Below are 18,996 nucleotides of genomic sequence, written 5' to 3'. Positions count from 1 at the left end.
TTTCTTAATGAGTTTTTAGTGTTGTGTGCAACGTTATTTGTGCGTGACAGCCCGGACGATGCGATCACCGGATAACTGAATTAAATAAACCAGAATGACGAGCAATACCAGCACTGTATTCATGACGGTAGCGTTGTAGCCAATATAACCGTACTGATAACCAATCTGGCCAAGACCACCGGCACCGACGGCACCGCCCATCGCGGAATAACCCACCAGCGTGATAAGGGTGATGGTGGCCGCATTGACCAGTCCAGGCAGTGCTTCTGGTAGTAATACCTTACGTACAATTTGCAGCGGCGTGGCGCCCATTGCCCGGGAGGCCTCAATCAGCCCGGTCGGGATTTCGAGCAGCGCGTTTTCCACCATACGGGCGATAAACGGCGCGGCGCCAACGGTCAGCGGGACGATAGCGGCCTGCAGCCCAATAGAGGTGCCAACGATCATGCGGGTGAACGGAATCATCCACACCAGCAAGATAATGAACGGGATGGAACGGAAAATATTCACCAGTGCAGAGAGCGTGCGGTAGAGCTTCGCGTTCTCAATGATTTGCCCCGGCCGCGTTACGTACAGCAACACGCCAACCGGCAGGCCAATCACAAAACCAAAAAAACCGGACACAAAGGTCATTGCCAGCGTTTCCCATACGCCGCGAACCAGCAGCCACATCATCGGCTCAGACATAACCCAGTACCTCTACTTTTACATGGTGTTCCTGCAACCAGTTAATGGCTGCTTGCGTATCTTCCTGTGTGCCGTGCATTTCAGTCAGCATGATGCCGAACTTCACGCCGCCGGCGTAATCCATCTGCGCGCTAATAATGTTGTTATTCACGTTAAAGCGACGGGCCGTCTCAGAAAGTAATGGCGCATCAACCGAATGACCGGTGAATTCCATGCGCAGCATTGGCACGCTGTCGGCTTCTGGCTTTGCTTTTAAACGTTCCAGATAATCTTCCGGGATATCCAGGTGTAGCGTGGACTGGATAAATTTCTGTGCCAGCGGCGTTTTCGGGTGGGAGAACACTTCGCTGACGGTGTCCTGCTCAATCAGCTCACCATTACTGATGACCGCTACGCAGTCACAAATGCGTTTTACAACGTCCATCTCATGGGTAATCAGCAGAATGGTGAGTCCCAAACGACGGTTAATGTCTTTCAATAATTCCAGAATCGAGCGGGTTGTTGCCGGATCAAGTGCGCTGGTGGCTTCATCACACAGCAACACTTTTGGATTGCTGGCCAGCGCACGCGCAATCGCCACTCGCTGTTTTTGTCCGCCGGAAAGGTTGGCCGGGTAGCTGTCGTGCTTGTCGCCAAGGCCGACTAAATCCAGCAGTTCTGTTACACGGCGTTTGATCTCTTCCTTTGGCGTGTTATCCAGTTCCAGCGGCAGCGCGACGTTGCCAAACACGGTACGGGAAGAAAGCAGGTTAAAGTGCTGGAAAATCATGCCGATTTGACGGCGAGCTTTAGTCAGCTCGGATTCAGAAAGCGTCGTCAGCTCCTGACCGCCAACCTGAACACTGCCCTCGGTTGGGCGTTCAAGTAAGTTAACGCAGCGAATGAGCGTACTTTTACCGGCACCGGAGGCGCCAATGACGCCATAAATCTGCCCGGCAGGAACGTGCAGGCTGACTTTATTTAGCGCCTGAATGGTGCGAGTCCCCTGCTGGAACACTTTGGTGATATTCGAAAGTTTAATCATTGGTTATTTATTATCGTAATTAAGTTAGCCGTGGCATTTTCGTCTGTCTGGGACGGTCGAAGCCGTCAACAAGATGGATGTTAAGGCATCCAGACGTCTAAATCAATCTAGCTTTGCACGATGAGCACTTTCTTGCCCGCCGAAACATGCGATACTAGAGCCACATGCCTTATTCAGGAGCTATAAAAGGTGGCAAAATCTGTACCCGCAATTTTTCTCGACCGCGACGGCACCATTAATGTGGACCACGGTTACGTACATGAGATTGACGAGTTCGAGTTTATCGACGGCGTTATTGATGCCATGCGTGAACTTAAAAATATGGGTTACGCGCTCATTATCGTGACAAACCAGTCTGGTATCGCTCGTGGCAAATTTACTGAGGCACAGTTTGAAACGTTGACCGAATGGATGGACTGGTCGCTGGCCGATCGCGACGTTGATTTGGATGGTATCTACTATTGCCCGCATCATCCGCAGGGCACAGTAGAAGAGTATCGTCAGGTCTGCGACTGTCGTAAACCGCATCCTGGAATGTTGATCTCCGCCCGAGACTTCCTGCATATCGATATGGCCGCTTCCTATATGGTAGGCGACAAGATAGAAGATATGCAGGCAGCGGCAGCGGCGAATGTTGGAACGAAGGTTCTGGTGCGCACAGGTAAACCTGTTACGCCGGAAGCAGAAAATGCGGCAGATTTGGTCATAAATAGTCTGGCAGACCTGCCAATGGCGATAAAAAAGCAGCAAAAGTAAGCGCAATGGATAAAAGGTGAGCGGTTGAAACAAAAATGCATTTTTCCGCTTGTCTTCCTGAGTCGACTCCCTATAATGCGCCTCCATCGACACGGCGGATGTGAATCACTTCACACAAACAGCCGGTTCGGTTGAAGAGAAAAACCTGAAAATGAGGGTTGACTCTGAAAGAGGAAAGCGTAATATACGCCACCTCGCGACAGAGCGCTAAAGCGCGTCGCAACTGCTCTTTAACAATTTATCAGACAATCTGTGTGGGCACTCGAAGATACGGATTCTTAACGTCGCAAGACGAAAAATGAATACCAAGTCTCTGAGTGAACACGTAATTCATTACGAAGTTTAATTCACGAGCATCAAACTTAAATTGAAGAGTTTGATCATGGCTCAGATTGAACGCTGGCGGCAGGCCTAACACATGCAAGTCGAACGGTAGCACAGAGGAGCTTGCTCCTTGGGTGACGAGTGGCGGACGGGTGAGTAATGTCTGGGAAACTGCCCGATGGAGGGGGATAACTACTGGAAACGGTAGCTAATACCGCATAATGTCGCAAGACCAAAGAGGGGGACCTTCGGGCCTCTTGCCATCGGATGTGCCCAGATGGGATTAGCTAGTAGGTGGGGTAACGGCTCACCTAGGCGACGATCCCTAGCTGGTCTGAGAGGATGACCAGCCACACTGGAACTGAGACACGGTCCAGACTCCTACGGGAGGCAGCAGTGGGGAATATTGCACAATGGGCGCAAGCCTGATGCAGCCATGCCGCGTGTATGAAGAAGGCCTTCGGGTTGTAAAGTACTTTCAGCGAGGAGGAAGGTGTTGTGGTTAATAACCGCAGCAATTGACGTTACTCGCAGAAGAAGCACCGGCTAACTCCGTGCCAGCAGCCGCGGTAATACGGAGGGTGCAAGCGTTAATCGGAATTACTGGGCGTAAAGCGCACGCAGGCGGTCTGTCAAGTCGGATGTGAAATCCCCGGGCTCAACCTGGGAACTGCATCCGAAACTGGCAGGCTAGAGTCTTGTAGAGGGGGGTAGAATTCCAGGTGTAGCGGTGAAATGCGTAGAGATCTGGAGGAATACCGGTGGCGAAGGCGGCCCCCTGGACAAAGACTGACGCTCAGGTGCGAAAGCGTGGGGAGCAAACAGGATTAGATACCCTGGTAGTCCACGCCGTAAACGATGTCGACTTGGAGGTTGTGCCCTTGAGGCGTGGCTTCCGGAGCTAACGCGTTAAGTCGACCGCCTGGGGAGTACGGCCGCAAGGTTAAAACTCAAATGAATTGACGGGGGCCCGCACAAGCGGTGGAGCATGTGGTTTAATTCGATGCAACGCGAAGAACCTTACCTACTCTTGACATCCACGGAACTTGGCAGAGATGCCTTGGTGCCTTCGGGAACCGTGAGACAGGTGCTGCATGGCTGTCGTCAGCTCGTGTTGTGAAATGTTGGGTTAAGTCCCGCAACGAGCGCAACCCTTATCCTTTGTTGCCAGCGATTCGGTCGGGAACTCAAAGGAGACTGCCAGTGATAAACTGGAGGAAGGTGGGGATGACGTCAAGTCATCATGGCCCTTACGAGTAGGGCTACACACGTGCTACAATGGCATATACAAAGAGAAGCGACCTCGCGAGAGCAAGCGGACCTCATAAAGTATGTCGTAGTCCGGATTGGAGTCTGCAACTCGACTCCATGAAGTCGGAATCGCTAGTAATCGTGGATCAGAATGCCACGGTGAATACGTTCCCGGGCCTTGTACACACCGCCCGTCACACCATGGGAGTGGGTTGCAAAAGAAGTAGGTAGCTTAACCTTCGGGAGGGCGCTTACCACTTTGTGATTCATGACTGGGGTGAAGTCGTAACAAGGTAACCGTAGGGGAACCTGCGGTTGGATCACCTCCTTACCTTAAAGAACCGACCTTTGTAGTGCTCACACAGATTGTCTGATGAAAAGTAAATAGCAAGGCGTCTTGCGATTGAGACTTCAGTGTCCCCTTCGTCTAGAGGCCCAGGACACCGCCCTTTCACGGCGGTAACAGGGGTTCGAATCCCCTAGGGGACGCCACTTGCTGGTATGTGTGAGTGAAAGTCGCCGACCGAAGTATCTCAAAACAGACTTTCGAGTCTCGTTTGAGATATTTGCTCTTTAAAAATCTGGATCAAGCTGAAAATTGAAACGACACACTGTTTCATTTCTCCGTAAACAAGAAATGAAAAGCGGTGTGTCCGAGTCTCTCAAATTTTCGCAACACTGAAGTGTTTTACGAAACATCTTCGGGTTGTGAGGTTAAGCGACTAAGCGTACACGGTGGATGCCCTGGCAGTCAGAGGCGATGAAGGACGTGCTAATCTGCGATAAGCGTCGGTAAGGTGATATGAACCGTTATAACCGGCGATTTCCGAATGGGGAAACCCAGTGTGATTCGTCACACTATCATTACGTGAATACATAGCGTAATGAAGCGAACCGGGGGAACTGAAACATCTAAGTACCCCGAGGAAAAGAAATCAACCGAGATTCCCCCAGTAGCGGCGAGCGAACGGGGAGCAGCCCAGAGTCTGAATCAGCATGTGTGGTAGTGGAACGGTCTGGAAAGTCCGGCGATACAGGGTGATAGCCCCGTACACAAAAGTGCATGTGTTGTGAACTCGAAGAGTAGGGCGGGACACGTGGTATCCTGTCTGAATATGGGGGGACCATCCTCCAAGGCTAAATACTCCTGACTGACCGATAGTGAACCAGTACCGTGAGGGAAAGGCGAAAAGAACCCCGGCGAGGGGAGTGAAAAAGAACCTGAAACCGTGTACGTACAAGCAGTGGGAGCCTCTTTATGGGGTGACTGCGTACCTTTTGTATAATGGGTCAGCGACTTATATTCTGTAGCAAGGTTAACCGAATAGGGGAGCCGAAGGGAAACCGAGTCTTAACTGGGCGTTAAGTTGCAGGGTATAGACCCGAAACCCGGTGATCTAGCCATGGGCAGGTTGAAGGTTGGGTAACACTAACTGGAGGACCGAACCGACTAATGTTGAAAAATTAGCGGATGACTTGTGGCTGGGGGTGAAAGGCCAATCAAACCGGGAGATAGCTGGTTCTCCCCGAAAGCTATTTAGGTAGCGCCTCGTGAATTCATCTTCGGGGGTAGAGCACTGTTTCGGCTAGGGGGTCATCCCGACTTACCAACCCGATGCAAACTGCGAATACCGAAGAATGTTATCACGGGAGACACACGGCGGGTGCTAACGTCCGTCGTGAAGAGGGAAACAACCCAGACCGCCAGCTAAGGTCCCAAAGTCATGGTTAAGTGGGAAACGATGTGGGAAGGCACAGACAGCCAGGATGTTGGCTTAGAAGCAGCCATCATTTAAAGAAAGCGTAATAGCTCACTGGTCGAGTCGGCCTGCGCGGAAGATGTAACGGGGCTAAACCATGCACCGAAGCTGCGGCAGCGACACTATGTGTTGTTGGGTAGGGGAGCGTTCTGTAAGCCGTTGAAGGTGGCCTGTGAGGGTTGCTGGAGGTATCAGAAGTGCGAATGCTGACATAAGTAACGATAATGCGGGTGAAAAACCCGCACGCCGGAAGACCAAGGGTTCCTGTCCAACGTTAATCGGGGCAGGGTGAGTCGACCCCTAAGGCGAGGCCGAAAGGCGTAGTCGATGGGAAACAGGTTAATATTCCTGTACTTGGTGTTACTGCGAAGGGGGGACGGAGAAGGCTATGTTAGCCGGGCGACGGTTGTCCCGGTTTAAGCATGTAGGCGGAGATTCCAGGTAAATCCGGAGTCTTGTTAACGCTGAGGTGTGATGACGAGGCACTACGGTGCTGAAGTAACAAATGCCCTGCTTCCAGGAAAAGCCTCTAAGCATCAGGTAACACAAAATCGTACCCCAAACCGACACAGGTGGTCAGGTAGAGAATACCAAGGCGCTTGAGAGAACTCGGGTGAAGGAACTAGGCAAAATGGTGCCGTAACTTCGGGAGAAGGCACGCTGATATGTAGGTGAAGTGATTTACTCATGGAGCTGAAATCAGTCGAAGATACCAGCTGGCTGCAACTGTTTATTAAAAACACAGCACTGTGCAAACACGAAAGTGGACGTATACGGTGTGACGCCTGCCCGGTGCCGGAAGGTTAATTGATGGGGTTATCCGTAAGGAGAAGCTCTTGATCGAAGCCCCGGTAAACGGCGGCCGTAACTATAACGGTCCTAAGGTAGCGAAATTCCTTGTCGGGTAAGTTCCGACCTGCACGAATGGCGTAATGATGGCCAGGCTGTCTCCACCCGAGACTCAGTGAAATTGAACTCGCTGTGAAGATGCAGTGTACCCGCGGCAAGACGGAAAGACCCCGTGAACCTTTACTATAGCTTGACACTGAACACTGGTCCTTGATGTGTAGGATAGGTGGGAGGCTTTGAAGTGTGGACGCCAGTCTGCATGGAGCCAACCTTGAAATACCACCCTTTAATGGCTGGTGTTCTAACGTAGACCCGTAATCCGGGTTGCGGACAGTGTCTGGTGGGTAGTTTGACTGGGGCGGTCTCCTCCTAAAGAGTAACGGAGGAGCACGAAGGTTAGCTAATCCTGGTCGGACATCAGGAGGTTAGTGCAAAGGCATAAGCTAGCTTGACTGCGAGAGTGACGGCTCGAGCAGGTGCGAAAGCAGGTCTTAGTGATCCGGTGGTTCTGAATGGAAGGGCCATCGCTCAACGGATAAAAGGTACTCCGGGGATAACAGGCTGATACCGCCCAAGAGTTCATATCGACGGCGGTGTTTGGCACCTCGATGTCGGCTCATCACATCCTGGGGCTGAAGTAGGTCCCAAGGGTATGGCTGTTCGCCATTTAAAGTGGTACGCGAGCTGGGTTTAGAACGTCGTGAGACAGTTCGGTCCCTATCTGCCGTGGGCGCTGGAGAATTGAGGGGGGCTGCTCCTAGTACGAGAGGACCGGAGTGGACGCATCACTGGTGTTCGGGTTGTCATGCCAATGGCATTGCCCGGTAGCTAAATGCGGAAGAGATAAGTGCTGAAAGCATCTAAGCACGAAACTTGCCCCGAGATGAGTTCTCCCTGACCCTTTAAGGGTCCTGAAGGAACGTTGAAGACGACGACGTTGATAGGTCGGGTGTGTAAGCGTAGCGATACGTTGAGCTAACCGATACTAATGAACCGTGAGGCTTAACCTTACAACGCCGAAGATGTTTTGGCGGATGAGACATCGAAATTCAGCTTGATTACAGATTACATCGACAGACCTGAGAGGTGTGTTGATAAACAGAATTTGCCTGGCGGCTGTAGCGCGGTGGTCCCACCTGACCCCATGCCGAACTCAGAAGTGAAACGCCGTAGCGCCGATGGTAGTGTGGGGTCTCCCCATGCGAGAGTAGGGAACTGCCAGGCATCAAATTGCAGTAAACCGGGATGAATAATCCGGGTAGTGACAAAGAAATTCGGTGGAGCGGTAGTTCAGTTGGTTAGAATACCTGCCTGTCACGCAGGGGGTCGCGGGTTCGAGTCCCGTCCGTTCCGCCACTTATTAAGAGCCCTGAGCTAACGCTCAGGGCTTTTTCTTTTCCAGCGATTTAATTATTGCTGAATCCGCAAAAATCCTCTGCATTTTTCACTCTTTTTCGGCAAAGAACTGATGGTCATAATCCTCTCAGTTAACGAACATAGTGATTAAAAAGAGGAATTCTATGACTATCCCTGCATTTGGTTTAGGTACGTTTCGCCTGAAAGACGACGTGGTTATCGCTTCTGTCAAAACGGCGCTTGAGCTGGGCTACCGTGCTGTCGACACTGCGCAAATCTATGAAAATGAAGCGGCTGTTGGTCAGGCAATTGCCGAAAGTGGCGTACCGCGTAACGAGTTGTACATCACCACCAAGATCTGGATTGAAAATCTCAGCAAAGACAAACTGATCCCAAGTCTGAAAGAAAGTCTGAAGAAACTGCGTACGGATTATGTTGATTTGACGCTGATCCACTGGCCATCTCCGGGCGATGCGGTATCCGTTGAAGAGTTTATGCAGGCGCTGCTTGAAGCGAAAGAGCAGGGGCTGACTCGCGAAATTGGTATCTCAAACTTCACTATTCCGCTGATGGAAAAAGCCATTGCTACAGTCGGTGCAGACAATATCGCGACCAACCAGATTGAGCTGTCTCCGTATCTGCAGAGTCGTAAGGTGGTTGACTGGGCTAAAGCGCACGGTATCCACATCACCTCTTACATGACGCTGGCTTACGGTAAGGCGCTAAAAGATGAAGTGATTGCACGCATTGCCGCTAAACATAACGCGACCCCGGCGCAGGTTATTCTGGCATGGGCAATGGATGAAGGTTACTCCGTGATCCCTTCATCTACCAAGCGTGAAAACCTGGCAAGCAACCTGCTGGCGCTGGACCTGCATCTGGATACTGAAGATAAAAAAGCGATCGCGGCACTGGACTGCAACGATCGTCTGGTCAGCCCGGAAGGTCTGGCCCCTGATTGGGATTAATTGCCCGACCCTCTGTACCTTTAACCCTCTTTCACAGCTCCTTCGGGAGCTGTTCTTATATACTCACTTAAAAAGTCTATAAATGCCCGAATGCGTGTACTGACCGCACGATCGCTGTAGTAAACGGCGCTGAAAGGCATTTCTACCGGCAGACGTTTATCGGCCAGCAGCTCCACCAGTTCTCCCCGCGCGATCTCTTTATCAATCATATAATCTGAAAGACATGCGATACCATTGCCGCTCAGGCAAAGCTGTTTTAACGTTTCCCCGCTGTTGGAAGAAATCCCACATTCGACCTCATGGAGCTGTCCGTCGCTACGGGCAATCGGCCAGGTATTGAGTGAAACGGGTTCGGAAAACCCCAGACACAGATGCTGCTTTAACTGTTCGACAGTCTCGGGCTTGCCAAAACGGGCAATATAGTCCGGTGAGGCAATAATCTTACGATAGCTGGTAAACAACGGACGCGCACGCAGGCTTGAGTCAGTCAGCGTACCTGCTCGTATCGCGACATCCACTTTTCGTTCAATAAGATTGATGAACGTTTCTGAGGAGACAAGAGACAATGTCATCTCAGGATATCGCTCACGGAACGGTCTGATTAGCGGCATCAGGAAATGCAGCATCACCGGCGTTGCCGCGTCGATACGCAGCAGGCCGCGCGGGGTATTGCGTGACTCCATGATTTCCGTTTCTGCTGCTGCCATCTCTTGCAGTATCTGCTGCACACGCCTGAAGTAGCGTTCTCCTTCTTCTGTCAGGCTTAGCTGTCGGGTCGTTCGATTAAGCAGACTCACACCCAATTTCATCTCCAGCTTTTTTACTGCCCGACTGACTGCGGAATTAGCCTGACCGAGTTGTTCTGCCGCCCGGCTGAAGCTGCCGCTTTCCACAACGGCCACAAAAATCGCAAGTTCTTCAGAGGTTGCTTTCATTTTTGCACCTGACGCAAAATTATATTGAGATTTTGAATATTTTTGTTATTAAAACATCCCGGCATACTGCGTGTCATCTGATTACTGATGTTACGGAGTTATTTATGCCTCTCGCATTATTTGCACTAACAATAAGTGCCTTCGCTATTGGCACGACTGAGTTTGTGATTGTTGGCCTGGTGCCGACCATCGCTCAACAACTGGCAATCTCGTTACCTTCAGCCGGGATGCTGGTTTCAATCTATGCGCTGGGTGTGGCGATTGGCGCACCGGTACTGACCGCTCTGACCGGAAGCCTGCCACGTAAAAAGTTGCTTGTCGCGCTGATGGTCCTGTTTACGGTGGGGAATTTACTGGCATGGCAGGCACCCGGGTATATGACACTTATTGTCGCCCGTCTGCTGACGGGGCTGGCTCACGGCGTATTCTTCTCGATTGGTTCCACTATCGCGACAAGTCTGGTGCCAAAAGAAAAAGCAGCTTCCGCCATCGCTATTATGTTCGGTGGCTTAACGGTGGCACTGGTCACGGGCGTGCCGCTGGGTACGTTTATCGGCCAGCACTTTGGCTGGCGTGAGACTTTCCTGGCAGTATCAATGTTAGGCGTGATTGCGCTGATTAGTAGCCAACTGCTGATCCCGGCTAACATTCCTGGTCGAGCGGCCGCCAGCATTCGCGACCAGGTGAAAGTGCTGACTCATCCTCGTCTGTTGCTGATTTACGCCATTACGGCATTGGGCTACGGTGGTGTGTTCACGGCTTTCACCTTCCTGGCACCGATGATGCAGGATCTGGCGGGCTTCTCCCCGGCAGCGGTAAGCTGGATCTTACTGGGTTACGGCGTATCAGTCGCTATCGGCAATATCTGGGGCGGTAAGCTGGCGGATAAGCATGGTGCGGTTCCTGCGTTGAAATTCATTTTCGCCGCGCTGTTTGTTTTACTGATGGTCTTCCAACTGACGGCTTCCACGCAGTACGCCGCGCTGGCTACCATTCTGGTGATGGGGATCTTTGCCTTCGGTAACGTACCGGGGTTGCAGGTCTACGTGGTACAGAAAGCGGAACAATTTACGCCCAATGCTGTTGATGTGGCGTCAGGGCTGAACATTGCAGCGTTTAACATTGGTATTGCACTGGGTTCCGTGATTGGCGGACAAACGGTCGAGCATTATGGGTTGGCGCAGACACCATGGATTGGCGCACTTATTGTTCTGGTGGCTTTCCTGTTGATGGGGCTGAGCGGCCGTCTTGATAAGCCCACGCACGTTGCTCTGGGGTAAATCATTGATGTAAGCGCCCACTTACAAAACAAACTGCAATTGTTCGTTGAAAGTGAGTGCTAAAATCCCTATAACAGAAGAACCAGTCCGGCTGCGGACTGGTTGACGTTACAGAGGTTTGAAAGTCTAAAGTGCGAAAAAACACCTATGCCATGCGTTATGTTGCCGGTCAACCCGCCGAGCGGATTTTACCGCCGGGCTCGTTTGCGCATATTGGCCAGGCATTACCCGCAGGCGTACCGTTGAGCAGTGAAGATCGCATTCGCGTGCTGGTATGGAATATTTTTAAACAGCAGCGAGCAGAATGGCAGTCGGTGCTGAAGAATTTTGGTAAAGACGCGCATCTGGTGTTATTGCAGGAAGCGCAAACCACACCAGAACTGGTGCAGTTTGCGACCACTAACTATCTCGCTGCCGACCAGGTTCCCGCCTTTGTGCTGCCTCAGCACCCCTCTGGCGTTATGACACTCTCCTCCGCCCATCCAGTTTACTGCTGCCCATTACGCGAGCGTGAGCCTATTTTACGGCTGGCGAAATCGGCGTTGGTGACGGTGTACCCGTTGCCTGACACTCGGTTGTTAATGGTGGTGAATATCCACGCGGTTAACTTTAGCCTTGGCGTTGATGTCTATAGTAAGCAGTTACTTCCCATTGGCGATCAGATTGCTCATCACAGCGGTCCGGTGATTATGGCCGGCGATTTTAATGCCTGGAGCCGTCGACGGATGAATGCGCTGTACCGCTTTGCGCGTGAAATGTCGCTGCGCCAGGTGCGCTTTACCGACGATCAGCGCCGCCGCGCGTTTGGTCGTCCTCTCGATTTTGTGTTCTATCGCGGTCTGAACGTGAGTGAGGCCTCTGTGCTGGTCACCCGCGCCTCCGACCACAACCCGCTACTCGTTGAATTCAGTCCCGGCAAACCTGAACAATAACGGTGTGTCAGGTCTGCCGTAGGGCAGGCCTGTGATGGTTGCCCTTCATATTTCACAACAACCGAAGGACAACACAATGACAACACGCTCTCATCATGACAACGTCGAAAAACAGTTTGGCTCTCAGGCTAATGCCTACTTAACCAGTGCGGTGCACGCCTCTGGTCGTGACTTGCAACGTCTGGGGGAAAGGTTGTTGGCATTTCCGCAGGCCCGCGTGTTGGATATGGGATGCGGAGCGGGGCACGCCAGCTTTGTGGCCGCGCAATACGCAAAGCAGGTAGTGGCATATGATTTATCGTCGCAGATGCTTGACGTGGTCACTGAAGCGGCAAAGGACAGAGGTCTGGAGAATATCGCCACACGGCAGGGTTATGCTGAAAGCCTGCCGTTTGAAGATAACGTATTTGACGTGGTGATTAGCCGCTATTCCGCGCATCACTGGCATGATGTCGGGCGTGCGTTGCGAGAAGTGAACCGCATTCTGAGGCCCGGCGGCGTGCTGATTGTGATGGATGTGATGTCGCCTGGCCATCCTGTACGTGACATCTGGTTGCAAACTGTGGAGGCGTTACGTGATACCTCGCACGTACGCAACTATTCCAGCGGAGAATGGCTGTCGTTAATCAATGACGCCAATCTGATTGCCGATACCTTGTTAACCGATCGTCTGCCGTTGGAGTTCAGTTCGTGGGTGGCGCGGATGCGTACGCCTGCAGCGTTGAGCGACGCGATCCGTGTATACCAACAAAGTGCTTCTGCGGAAGTGAAAGCCTATTTTGCGTTACAGGAAGATGGCTCGTTTACCAGCGACACGATAATGGTTGAAGCACATAAAGCGGGATAAATAAAAAAGGCACTGGGGGGAAACCAGTGCCTTCATTTCTACAATGCTATCAGGAGTCCGGCATACCGCTGTTTTTCACAAACAACGTTAGCTGATCGCCTGGCTGCAGATTGTTCGTATCGCTGTTCCAGCGCATCACATCCTTGATGTTAACCCCGTGGCGTTTGGCAATGCTCGAGAGCGAGTCGCCTTTACGCACACGATAGGTGATGCTATCGCTGTTGTTCGCCAGTCGCTGTGCGCTGGTACCAGCGCCCACCGTCAGATTTTGGCCTACTTTCAGCGATGACCCGCGCAGATTATTCCACTGCTTAAGGTCATTGGTGCTCACGCCAAGACGTGAAGCGACGCCAGAAAGCGTATCGCCAGAGCGAACTTTGTAGCTGCGGCTGTTCAGCGGCGTGTTATCCGCAACCAACGTTGACTGCACGGCTGCAATTTCGCCTGAGGCCAGAGACTCACGCAGCTTCTCTGCATGCTTCTTTGGCACCATCACATATTGCGGACCGCTGGCACCCAACGTGGAGCCTTTCACGCCTGCATTGAAGGTTTTCAGCTTGCTGACGGAAATACCCGCCATATCGGCAACCTGAGCCATTTCAACCGGGCTACTCAGGCGAACACGTGCCAACGCGCGGCTTTCGTCTGTTGTTGGCAGACGCACGCCATAGCGTTTGCTGTTTTTGAGTATATCGCTCAATGCCAGCATTTTTGGCACATATAGCTTCGTTTCCTGAGGCAATGGCAACGACCAGAAGTCAGTGGGTTTACCACGGGCTTTGTTCGTTTTAATTGCCTTCATGACACGACCTTCACCGCTATTATAAGCAGCAACGGTCAGCAGCCAGTCGCCATCAAACATTTTGTTCAGACGCTGCATCATGTCCAGTGCGGCGGTGGTGGAAGCCACAACGTCGCGACGTGCATCATAATTGCGGGTCTGTTTTAAACCATAATTGCGCCCCGTGCTCGGAATGATCTGCCAAATACCTGCGGCATTGGCGCCAGACGTTGCGTGAGGATCAAAAGCGCTCTCCACTATGGGTAGTAGTACCAGTTCCATTGGCATGTTACGTTTCTTAACCTGCCCGGCTATCCAGTACATATACGGCTCTGCCCGTAAAGTTACATCGTGGAGATAGCTCTTATTGCGTAAATACTTCTGTTTCTGTTCGCGAATCCGGTTGTTTTCCGGAATTCCCATCTTTAGCTCGTCACCAATGAAAGCCCACAAATCTTGATCAGCAGCGATAGATGTTCCGTCGTCCATCCATCGCGCCTGACTTGTAAACTTTCCTGCTTCCCCTTGACCAGCTGCAGAAAGGCTCTGTGCGTGTTGTTGGACGTTACCAGTATTCTGGCACCCAACAAGCAGGACAGAGGCGAGTAATATCGCTTTTGCCTTCATGTGTGTGTCAATAGTTGCTTAAAAGACGACCGATCATAACGGCGAAGTTTTCAAAAGGCAACCCGGAATTGTCAGAACGTATCTTTCTTTGACCTTAACCAGGCAAAACGCTCTTCAGGTTGTTGCAATATTGTTTTTTTATTTATTTCATTAATTAAATCAATATCTTCCGTTCTTAAAAAAAGATTATTTCGTCGCTCATTTTTCAGAATTACGGGCAGTGTCATTTGTTTTTTTACGCGTAACTCATTAACTTTACGATAATATTCATTTATGAACGGATCGTGCGGAAGAATGCTTAAGGCAAACTTCATGTTTGCTAATGTGTACTCATGTGCGCAACAAATCAATGTATCGTCAGGAAGTGCGTTTAGTTTTTTAAGTGATTGATACATTTGAGATGCTGTGCCTTCAAAAAGCCGACCGCAGCCACCGGAGAAGAGCGTGTCGCCGCAAAACAGGTAAGGGCGGCTAAAGTAACAGATATGTCCTAAAGTGTGACCCGGCGTAGCAATTACCGTAAATTCATGCCCCAAAACGAGTGCAATATCGCCATCTTCGACTATATGCGTCGTTCCCTTATCTTGCGTTTCAGCCGGTCCGTATACCGCTATTTGTGGGAAATGTTGCAGAAGTTCTTTCACGCCGCCCACGTGATCCTGATGATGATGTGTCAGCAGAATGGCCTCGGGAACCCAGTTATGTTCTGCAATAGCTTTCAGAACAGGTTCTGCTTCACCCGGGTCCACAATCAGACAATGTTTGTCATTATTCGACAGGACCCAGATGTAATTGTCCTGAAATGCAGGAATACTGTTAAGATTCATAGATTACCTCTCAATGCGTAACGGAAGGTTGTGATGAAACCGGCAAGGATCCCTCAAACTGTCGTAGCGCCCGTTAGTTGGGATGATTTGCCCTGGGGCGAACACTATCGTCAGGCGCTGGAGCATCAGCTTAACCCGTGGTTCGCAAAAATGTACGGATTTCATCTGCTTAAGATTGGTAATTTAAGCGCAGAAATCAATTCCGAAGCGTGCGCGGTTTCTCATCAGGTAAATGTTTCTTTGCAAGGCGCTCCCATGCAGGTGACTGCCGATCCTTTACATCTGCCCTTTGCCGATAAGTCCGTGGATGTTTGTTTGTTGGCTCATACGCTGCCGTGGTGTTCCGATCCACATCGCTTACTGCATGAAGCCGATCGCGTGCTTATTGATGACGGTTGGTTGATTCTGAGCGGCTTTAACCCGGTAAGTCTGATGGGATTGCGTAAACTGGTGCCCGTATTGCGTAAAACATCGCCCTACAACAGCCGGATGTTTACCCTCATGCGGCAGTTGGACTGGCTCTCATTGCTGAATTTTGAAGTACTGCACTATAGCCGTTTTCATGTCCTGCCCTGGAACAAGAAGGGCGGGAAAATGTTAAGCGCCCATATCCCTGCGCTGGGCTGTTTGCAACTGGTGGTTGCGCGTAAGCGAACCATTCCGCTTACGCTCAACCCGATGAAACAAAATAAAAGCAAAACGCCTATCCGCCAGGCCGTTGGCGCAACCCGGCAATACCGTAAACCAGACGTTTAAGCCTCAGCCTGATACCCAATATCATCCTGAGTGGGACGCATTGCAGCAGCGCGCGCAAGCTCATCACAGCGTTCGTTTTCCGGATGGCCCGCATGGCCTTTAACCCATTCCCATTTGATTTGATGCGGCCCCAGCGCGGTATCCAGACGTTTCCACAGATCGACGTTCTTCACTGGTTTTTTATCTGCTGTTTTCCAGCCGCGCTTCTTCCAGTTGTGGATCCACTGCGTAATGCCCTGGCGCACATACTGGCTGTCCGTGCTGAGTATCACTTCACACTGTTCTTTCAGGGCTTCCAGCGCAACGATTGCCGCCATCAGCTCCATGCGATTATTGGTGGTGAGGTTGTAGCCTTCGCTAAAGGTTTTTTCGCGCCCGCGATAGCGTAAAATCGCCCCATAACCACCTGGCCCTGGATTTCCCAGGCAAGAACCATCGGTGAAAATCTCTACCTGTTTAAGCATCTCTGGTAGACTTCCTGTTTTAGCAAATCGAAATCAAACGATAAGTCTGACATAAATGACCGTTATGAGCACTGGAATTACACGACAGATCGTCCTCGATACCGAAACCACCGGTATGAACCAGATTGGCGCCCACTACGAAGGCCACAAGATCATTGAGATCGGTGCGGTTGAAGTGGTGAACCGCCGCCTGACCGGGAATAACTTCCACGTTTACCTGAAACCGGATCGGCTGGTGGACCCGGAAGCGTTTGGTGTACACGGAATCGCAGACGAATTCCTGCTTGATAAACCTACGTTTGCCGATGTGGCCGATGAGTTTCTCGACTACATCCGCGGTGCAGAGCTGGTCATCCATAACGCATCGTTTGATATCGGCTTTATGGATTACGAATTTGCTAAGCTCAGGCGGGATATTCCGAAGACAAACGAATTCTGCAAAATTACCGATAGCCTGGCGCTGGCGAGGAAAATGTTTCCTGGCAAGCGCAACAGCCTTGATGCGTTATGCTCACGCTATGAAATAGACAACAGTAAGCGAACCCTGCACGGCGCATTGCTCGATGCCCAGATTCTGGCCGACGTTTATCTGATGATGACCGGTGGGCAGACCACGATGGCGTTCTCAATGGAAGGTGACAGCCAGCAGCAAAATGACACGGGGATCCAGCGTATTGTGCGACAGTCCAGCAAACTACGCGTTGTTTTCGCCACTGATGAAGAGTTAGCGGCCCATGAGTCGCGCCTTGACCTGGTGCAGAAGAAAGGCGGAAGTTGCCTCTGGCGGGCATAGTTTGTACGTTTTCCGTATGGAAATGACCATTCGGGTGATTTTTGCAGCAAACGATTAAAAAACGTGAGAAAAAGCGTTGACGACGCGTGAGGCAATCCGTAATATTCGCTTCGTTCCCAAGCGGAACACAACGCGGAGTGGTAGTTCAGTTGGTTAGAATACCTGCCTGTCACGCAGGGGGTCGCGGGTTCGAGTCCCGTCCATTCCGCCACTATTCAGAAAGCCTGAATCAGAAATGATTCAGGCTTTCGTCGTTTTAGCCCGCCACAATAATAATCTCATCATCACACTTTATCGACCACGTCCGTGCTATCGGGCAGGCAACACATCAGGTCATCCTTAACCCGACGCATATCCAGGGGCAGATCAACCTGCGAAGTGATTCATCACGCAGGCGAAGCGGGGGGAAAAGTTATCGCCGATAAGCACCGTTTCTTCATTCAAGTGCTTTAGCATATACAGCTTGTCGGCACGTTCGTAAGCGTCGAAGAAGAGATAATCGACAGCATCCGTTGCTTCATCATCGGGAGATTTTTCACGTCCGTTGGGAGTGAGCATGAAAACACCAGCAGTATGGCCGAGTGGTCGGGCATAGCGAAAGAACAGTTTTCGGTTCACAGCAAACTCGCCATCATCACTTTTGAGTTTCCCTTGTACTGACAATGAAAGGTGTCCGGAGTTGTAGCTGGTAATCAGCATTATTCCATGGAGTACCTTTTTTGTATCCTGGATGTCGAGTATCGACGTGAATTCCGAGGAGCAGGAAAAACTGATTTCTTGTTTTTTCGCATTCCCGGCGATAATAAAAAAAGCGATAGCCGCCAGCCCAAAAATGGCAATCACGACTGACCATAGTAAAGGAGAGTGATCGCTTTCTTGCTTCATATCATTCCTCATGATGGCGATACTGGCTGATGCAATGGTAATAGCCGAGGTTCAGCCCGCATTCAGCGGCAAACGACCACTCAACCAGATTATGGTTGCTCGCCCAGGTATTGAGATACAGATCTTTTGGGTACGAACAGTCGGGGTTAATGCCCACGGACTTGAAAATATCCAGCGCTTTCTTTTCGGTTATGGTATCGGTGAGGGCGTTTCCTAATATATGTACACGGCATTGTTCATAGTCGATAGTCCGCAGGATAGTCGCGTCCGTCATGGCGATTTCATTGGGTATCCATGTTAACCACGCTGTCGCCAGCACGGCGATGCCGGTAATTAACGCGGTTATCGCCACAGGCCAACGGCTTTGTTTCTTTTTGTTGAGCGTCGATGCAACATTGGCAATTCTGGCGGGAGCTTGCGCTTCTTCCAGTTGCTGAATATTGATATTAGCGTCGCCCATCCGAAATCCCATCCGCGGAATTGTGACGATGAGTTCTGCAGGATGACCCGTAGACGTTATTGCTTTGCGCAGAAATGAAATGTGCTGATTGAGATTCGCATCCGTCGCTCTGGCGCCATTATGCTGAAAAACATTCAGCAGAATTTCATCACGCGAGGATATCTCTTTACCATTTTGCAACAAATAGAGCAGTAATTGTGTTGCCACATTATTCAATGTGGCCATTTCACCAGATGCCAGGTCTTTTAGGGTATTTTTATGTGGTCTGAAAACTAAGCCATCACCAATAATTACGGATTTAATTTTGTTTATTGGTATATGAGAAATCACTGATGTCTCCTTTAAAGCAGGATATCTCGCATTCGAGTGGGTGAAGCAATAGCATAACATAATTCATTTATAAAAAATGGTTGTACCATAGATCGTTTTATTAA

Annotated in this window: 15 protein-coding genes, 3 tRNA genes and 3 rRNA genes; 13 read left to right on the top strand and 8 right to left on the bottom strand. The window is 50.9% G+C overall.

Translation table 11 applies throughout. The features are described from left to right. Positions 1–33 precede the first annotated feature (33 nt). Positions 34–687 (bottom strand): methionine ABC transporter permease MetI, encoded by a 654-nt coding sequence (locus tag HV237_RS19300; protein WP_016151781.1) that lies wholly within the window; start codon positions 685–687, stop codon positions 34–36. Beyond that, on the bottom strand, positions 680–1,711 hold the full coding sequence (gene metN, locus HV237_RS19295) for a methionine ABC transporter ATP-binding protein MetN (RefSeq protein ID WP_016151782.1): 1,032 nt from the start codon (positions 1,709–1,711) through the stop codon (positions 680–682). Before metN ends, HV237_RS19300 begins: the two co-directional genes overlap by 8 nt. A 189-nt stretch (positions 1,712–1,900) precedes the next feature. Between metN and gmhB the strand changes: the two genes are divergently transcribed. The 7 genes from gmhB (at position 1,901) to dkgB (ending at position 8,975) form a co-directional block, all read left to right on the top strand. Beyond that, on the top strand, positions 1,901–2,467 hold the full coding sequence (gene gmhB / locus HV237_RS19290; RefSeq protein ID WP_016151783.1) for a D-glycero-beta-D-manno-heptose 1,7-bisphosphate 7-phosphatase: 567 nt from the start codon (positions 1,901–1,903) through the stop codon (positions 2,465–2,467). Between the two features lie 364 nt (positions 2,468–2,831). Continuing rightward, positions 2,832–4,373 (top strand): 16S ribosomal RNA (locus HV237_RS19285). An 85-nt stretch (positions 4,374–4,458) separates the two neighbouring features. Next, a tRNA-Glu gene (locus HV237_RS19280) sits at positions 4,459–4,534 on the top strand. 220 nt (positions 4,535–4,754) lie between these two features. Then, positions 4,755–7,661 (top strand): 23S ribosomal RNA (locus HV237_RS19275). Positions 7,662–7,759: 98 nt separating this feature from the next. Next, positions 7,760–7,875 (top strand): 5S ribosomal RNA (gene rrf, locus HV237_RS19270). The 16S, 23S and 5S rRNA genes sit together here with 2 tRNA genes alongside, the layout of an rRNA operon. Before the next feature lie 55 nt (positions 7,876–7,930). Then, positions 7,931–8,007 (top strand) — tRNA-Asp (locus tag HV237_RS19265). A 164-nt stretch (positions 8,008–8,171) separates the two neighbouring features. Further along, positions 8,172–8,975, top strand: coding sequence for a 2,5-didehydrogluconate reductase DkgB (gene dkgB, locus HV237_RS19260; RefSeq protein WP_019076057.1), 804 nt, complete (start codon positions 8,172–8,174; stop codon positions 8,973–8,975). 20 nt (positions 8,976–8,995) lie between these two features. Here dkgB and yafC read toward each other — a convergent pair whose 3' ends face one another. Continuing rightward, positions 8,996–9,910, bottom strand: coding sequence for a DNA-binding transcriptional regulator YafC (gene yafC, locus HV237_RS19255; protein ID WP_047357608.1), 915 nt, complete (start codon positions 9,908–9,910; stop codon positions 8,996–8,998). A 104-nt stretch (positions 9,911–10,014) separates the two neighbouring features. Here yafC and HV237_RS19250 point away from each other — a divergent pair, with 104 nt between their 5' ends. The 3 genes from HV237_RS19250 to HV237_RS19240 all read left to right on the top strand — a co-directional run bounded on the left by HV237_RS19250 (position 10,015) and on the right by HV237_RS19240 (position 12,969). Next, complete coding sequence (locus tag HV237_RS19250; RefSeq protein ID WP_047357653.1) at positions 10,015–11,190, top strand: MFS transporter; 1,176 nt, start codon at positions 10,015–10,017, stop codon at positions 11,188–11,190. Positions 11,191–11,321: 131 nt separating this feature from the next. Then, a complete protein-coding gene (locus tag HV237_RS19245) occupies positions 11,322–12,122 on the top strand; it encodes an endonuclease/exonuclease/phosphatase family protein (protein WP_029139415.1) in 801 nt (266 codons plus the stop codon). 76 nt (positions 12,123–12,198) lie between these two features. Then, positions 12,199–12,969: a class I SAM-dependent methyltransferase gene (locus HV237_RS19240; RefSeq protein WP_047357609.1), complete on the top strand. Its 771-nt coding sequence runs from the start codon at positions 12,199–12,201 to the stop codon at positions 12,967–12,969. A 49-nt stretch (positions 12,970–13,018) separates the two neighbouring features. On the opposite strand, the gene mltD is transcribed toward HV237_RS19240, so the two are convergent. Both mltD and gloB read right to left on the bottom strand, forming a co-directional pair. Beyond that, entirely contained in the window at positions 13,019–14,377 is a 1,359-nt protein-coding gene (mltD, locus tag HV237_RS19235; protein WP_029139416.1) for a murein transglycosylase D, read from the bottom strand. Between the two features lie 71 nt (positions 14,378–14,448). Continuing rightward, a complete protein-coding gene (gene gloB, locus HV237_RS19230; RefSeq protein ID WP_047357610.1) occupies positions 14,449–15,204 on the bottom strand; it encodes a hydroxyacylglutathione hydrolase in 756 nt (251 codons plus the stop codon). Positions 15,205–15,237: 33 nt separating this feature from the next. Between gloB and HV237_RS19225 the strand changes: the two genes are divergently transcribed. Further along, complete coding sequence (locus tag HV237_RS19225) at positions 15,238–15,960, top strand: class I SAM-dependent methyltransferase (RefSeq protein ID WP_019076062.1); 723 nt, start codon at positions 15,238–15,240, stop codon at positions 15,958–15,960. On the opposite strand, the gene rnhA is transcribed toward HV237_RS19225, so the two are convergent. Next, on the bottom strand, positions 15,957–16,424 hold the full coding sequence (gene rnhA, locus HV237_RS19220; RefSeq protein ID WP_016151805.1) for a ribonuclease HI: 468 nt from the start codon (positions 16,422–16,424) through the stop codon (positions 15,957–15,959). The two genes, HV237_RS19225 and rnhA, sit on opposite strands and share 4 nt — an antisense overlap. Positions 16,425–16,488: 64 nt before the next feature. Here rnhA and dnaQ point away from each other — a divergent pair, with 64 nt between their 5' ends. Both dnaQ and HV237_RS19210 read left to right on the top strand, forming a co-directional pair. Then, positions 16,489–17,217 carry a DNA polymerase III subunit epsilon gene (gene dnaQ / locus HV237_RS19215; protein WP_029139417.1) on the top strand — a complete coding sequence of 243 codons (729 nt, stop codon included), beginning with the start codon at positions 16,489–16,491 and terminating at the stop codon, positions 17,215–17,217. Between the two features lie 134 nt (positions 17,218–17,351). Further along, positions 17,352–17,428, top strand: a tRNA-Asp gene (locus HV237_RS19210). A gap of 155 nt (positions 17,429–17,583) precedes the next feature. Here the strand turns inward: HV237_RS19210 and HV237_RS19205 are convergent. Beyond that, positions 17,584–18,102, bottom strand: a complete 519-nt coding sequence (locus HV237_RS19205; RefSeq protein WP_016155747.1) for a hypothetical protein — start codon at positions 18,100–18,102, stop codon at positions 17,584–17,586. A gap of 1 nt (position 18,103) precedes the next feature. After that, positions 18,104–18,787, bottom strand: a complete 684-nt coding sequence (locus HV237_RS19200) for a winged helix-turn-helix domain-containing protein (protein WP_223307926.1) — start codon at positions 18,785–18,787, stop codon at positions 18,104–18,106. Positions 18,788–18,996: the final 209 nt, after the last annotated feature.

The organism is Citrobacter sp. RHBSTW-00570, assembly GCF_013739755.1.
Lineage (GTDB): Bacteria > Pseudomonadota > Gammaproteobacteria > Enterobacterales > Enterobacteriaceae > Citrobacter > Citrobacter braakii.
This window is presented reverse-complemented; position numbering and strand designations above follow the sequence as displayed.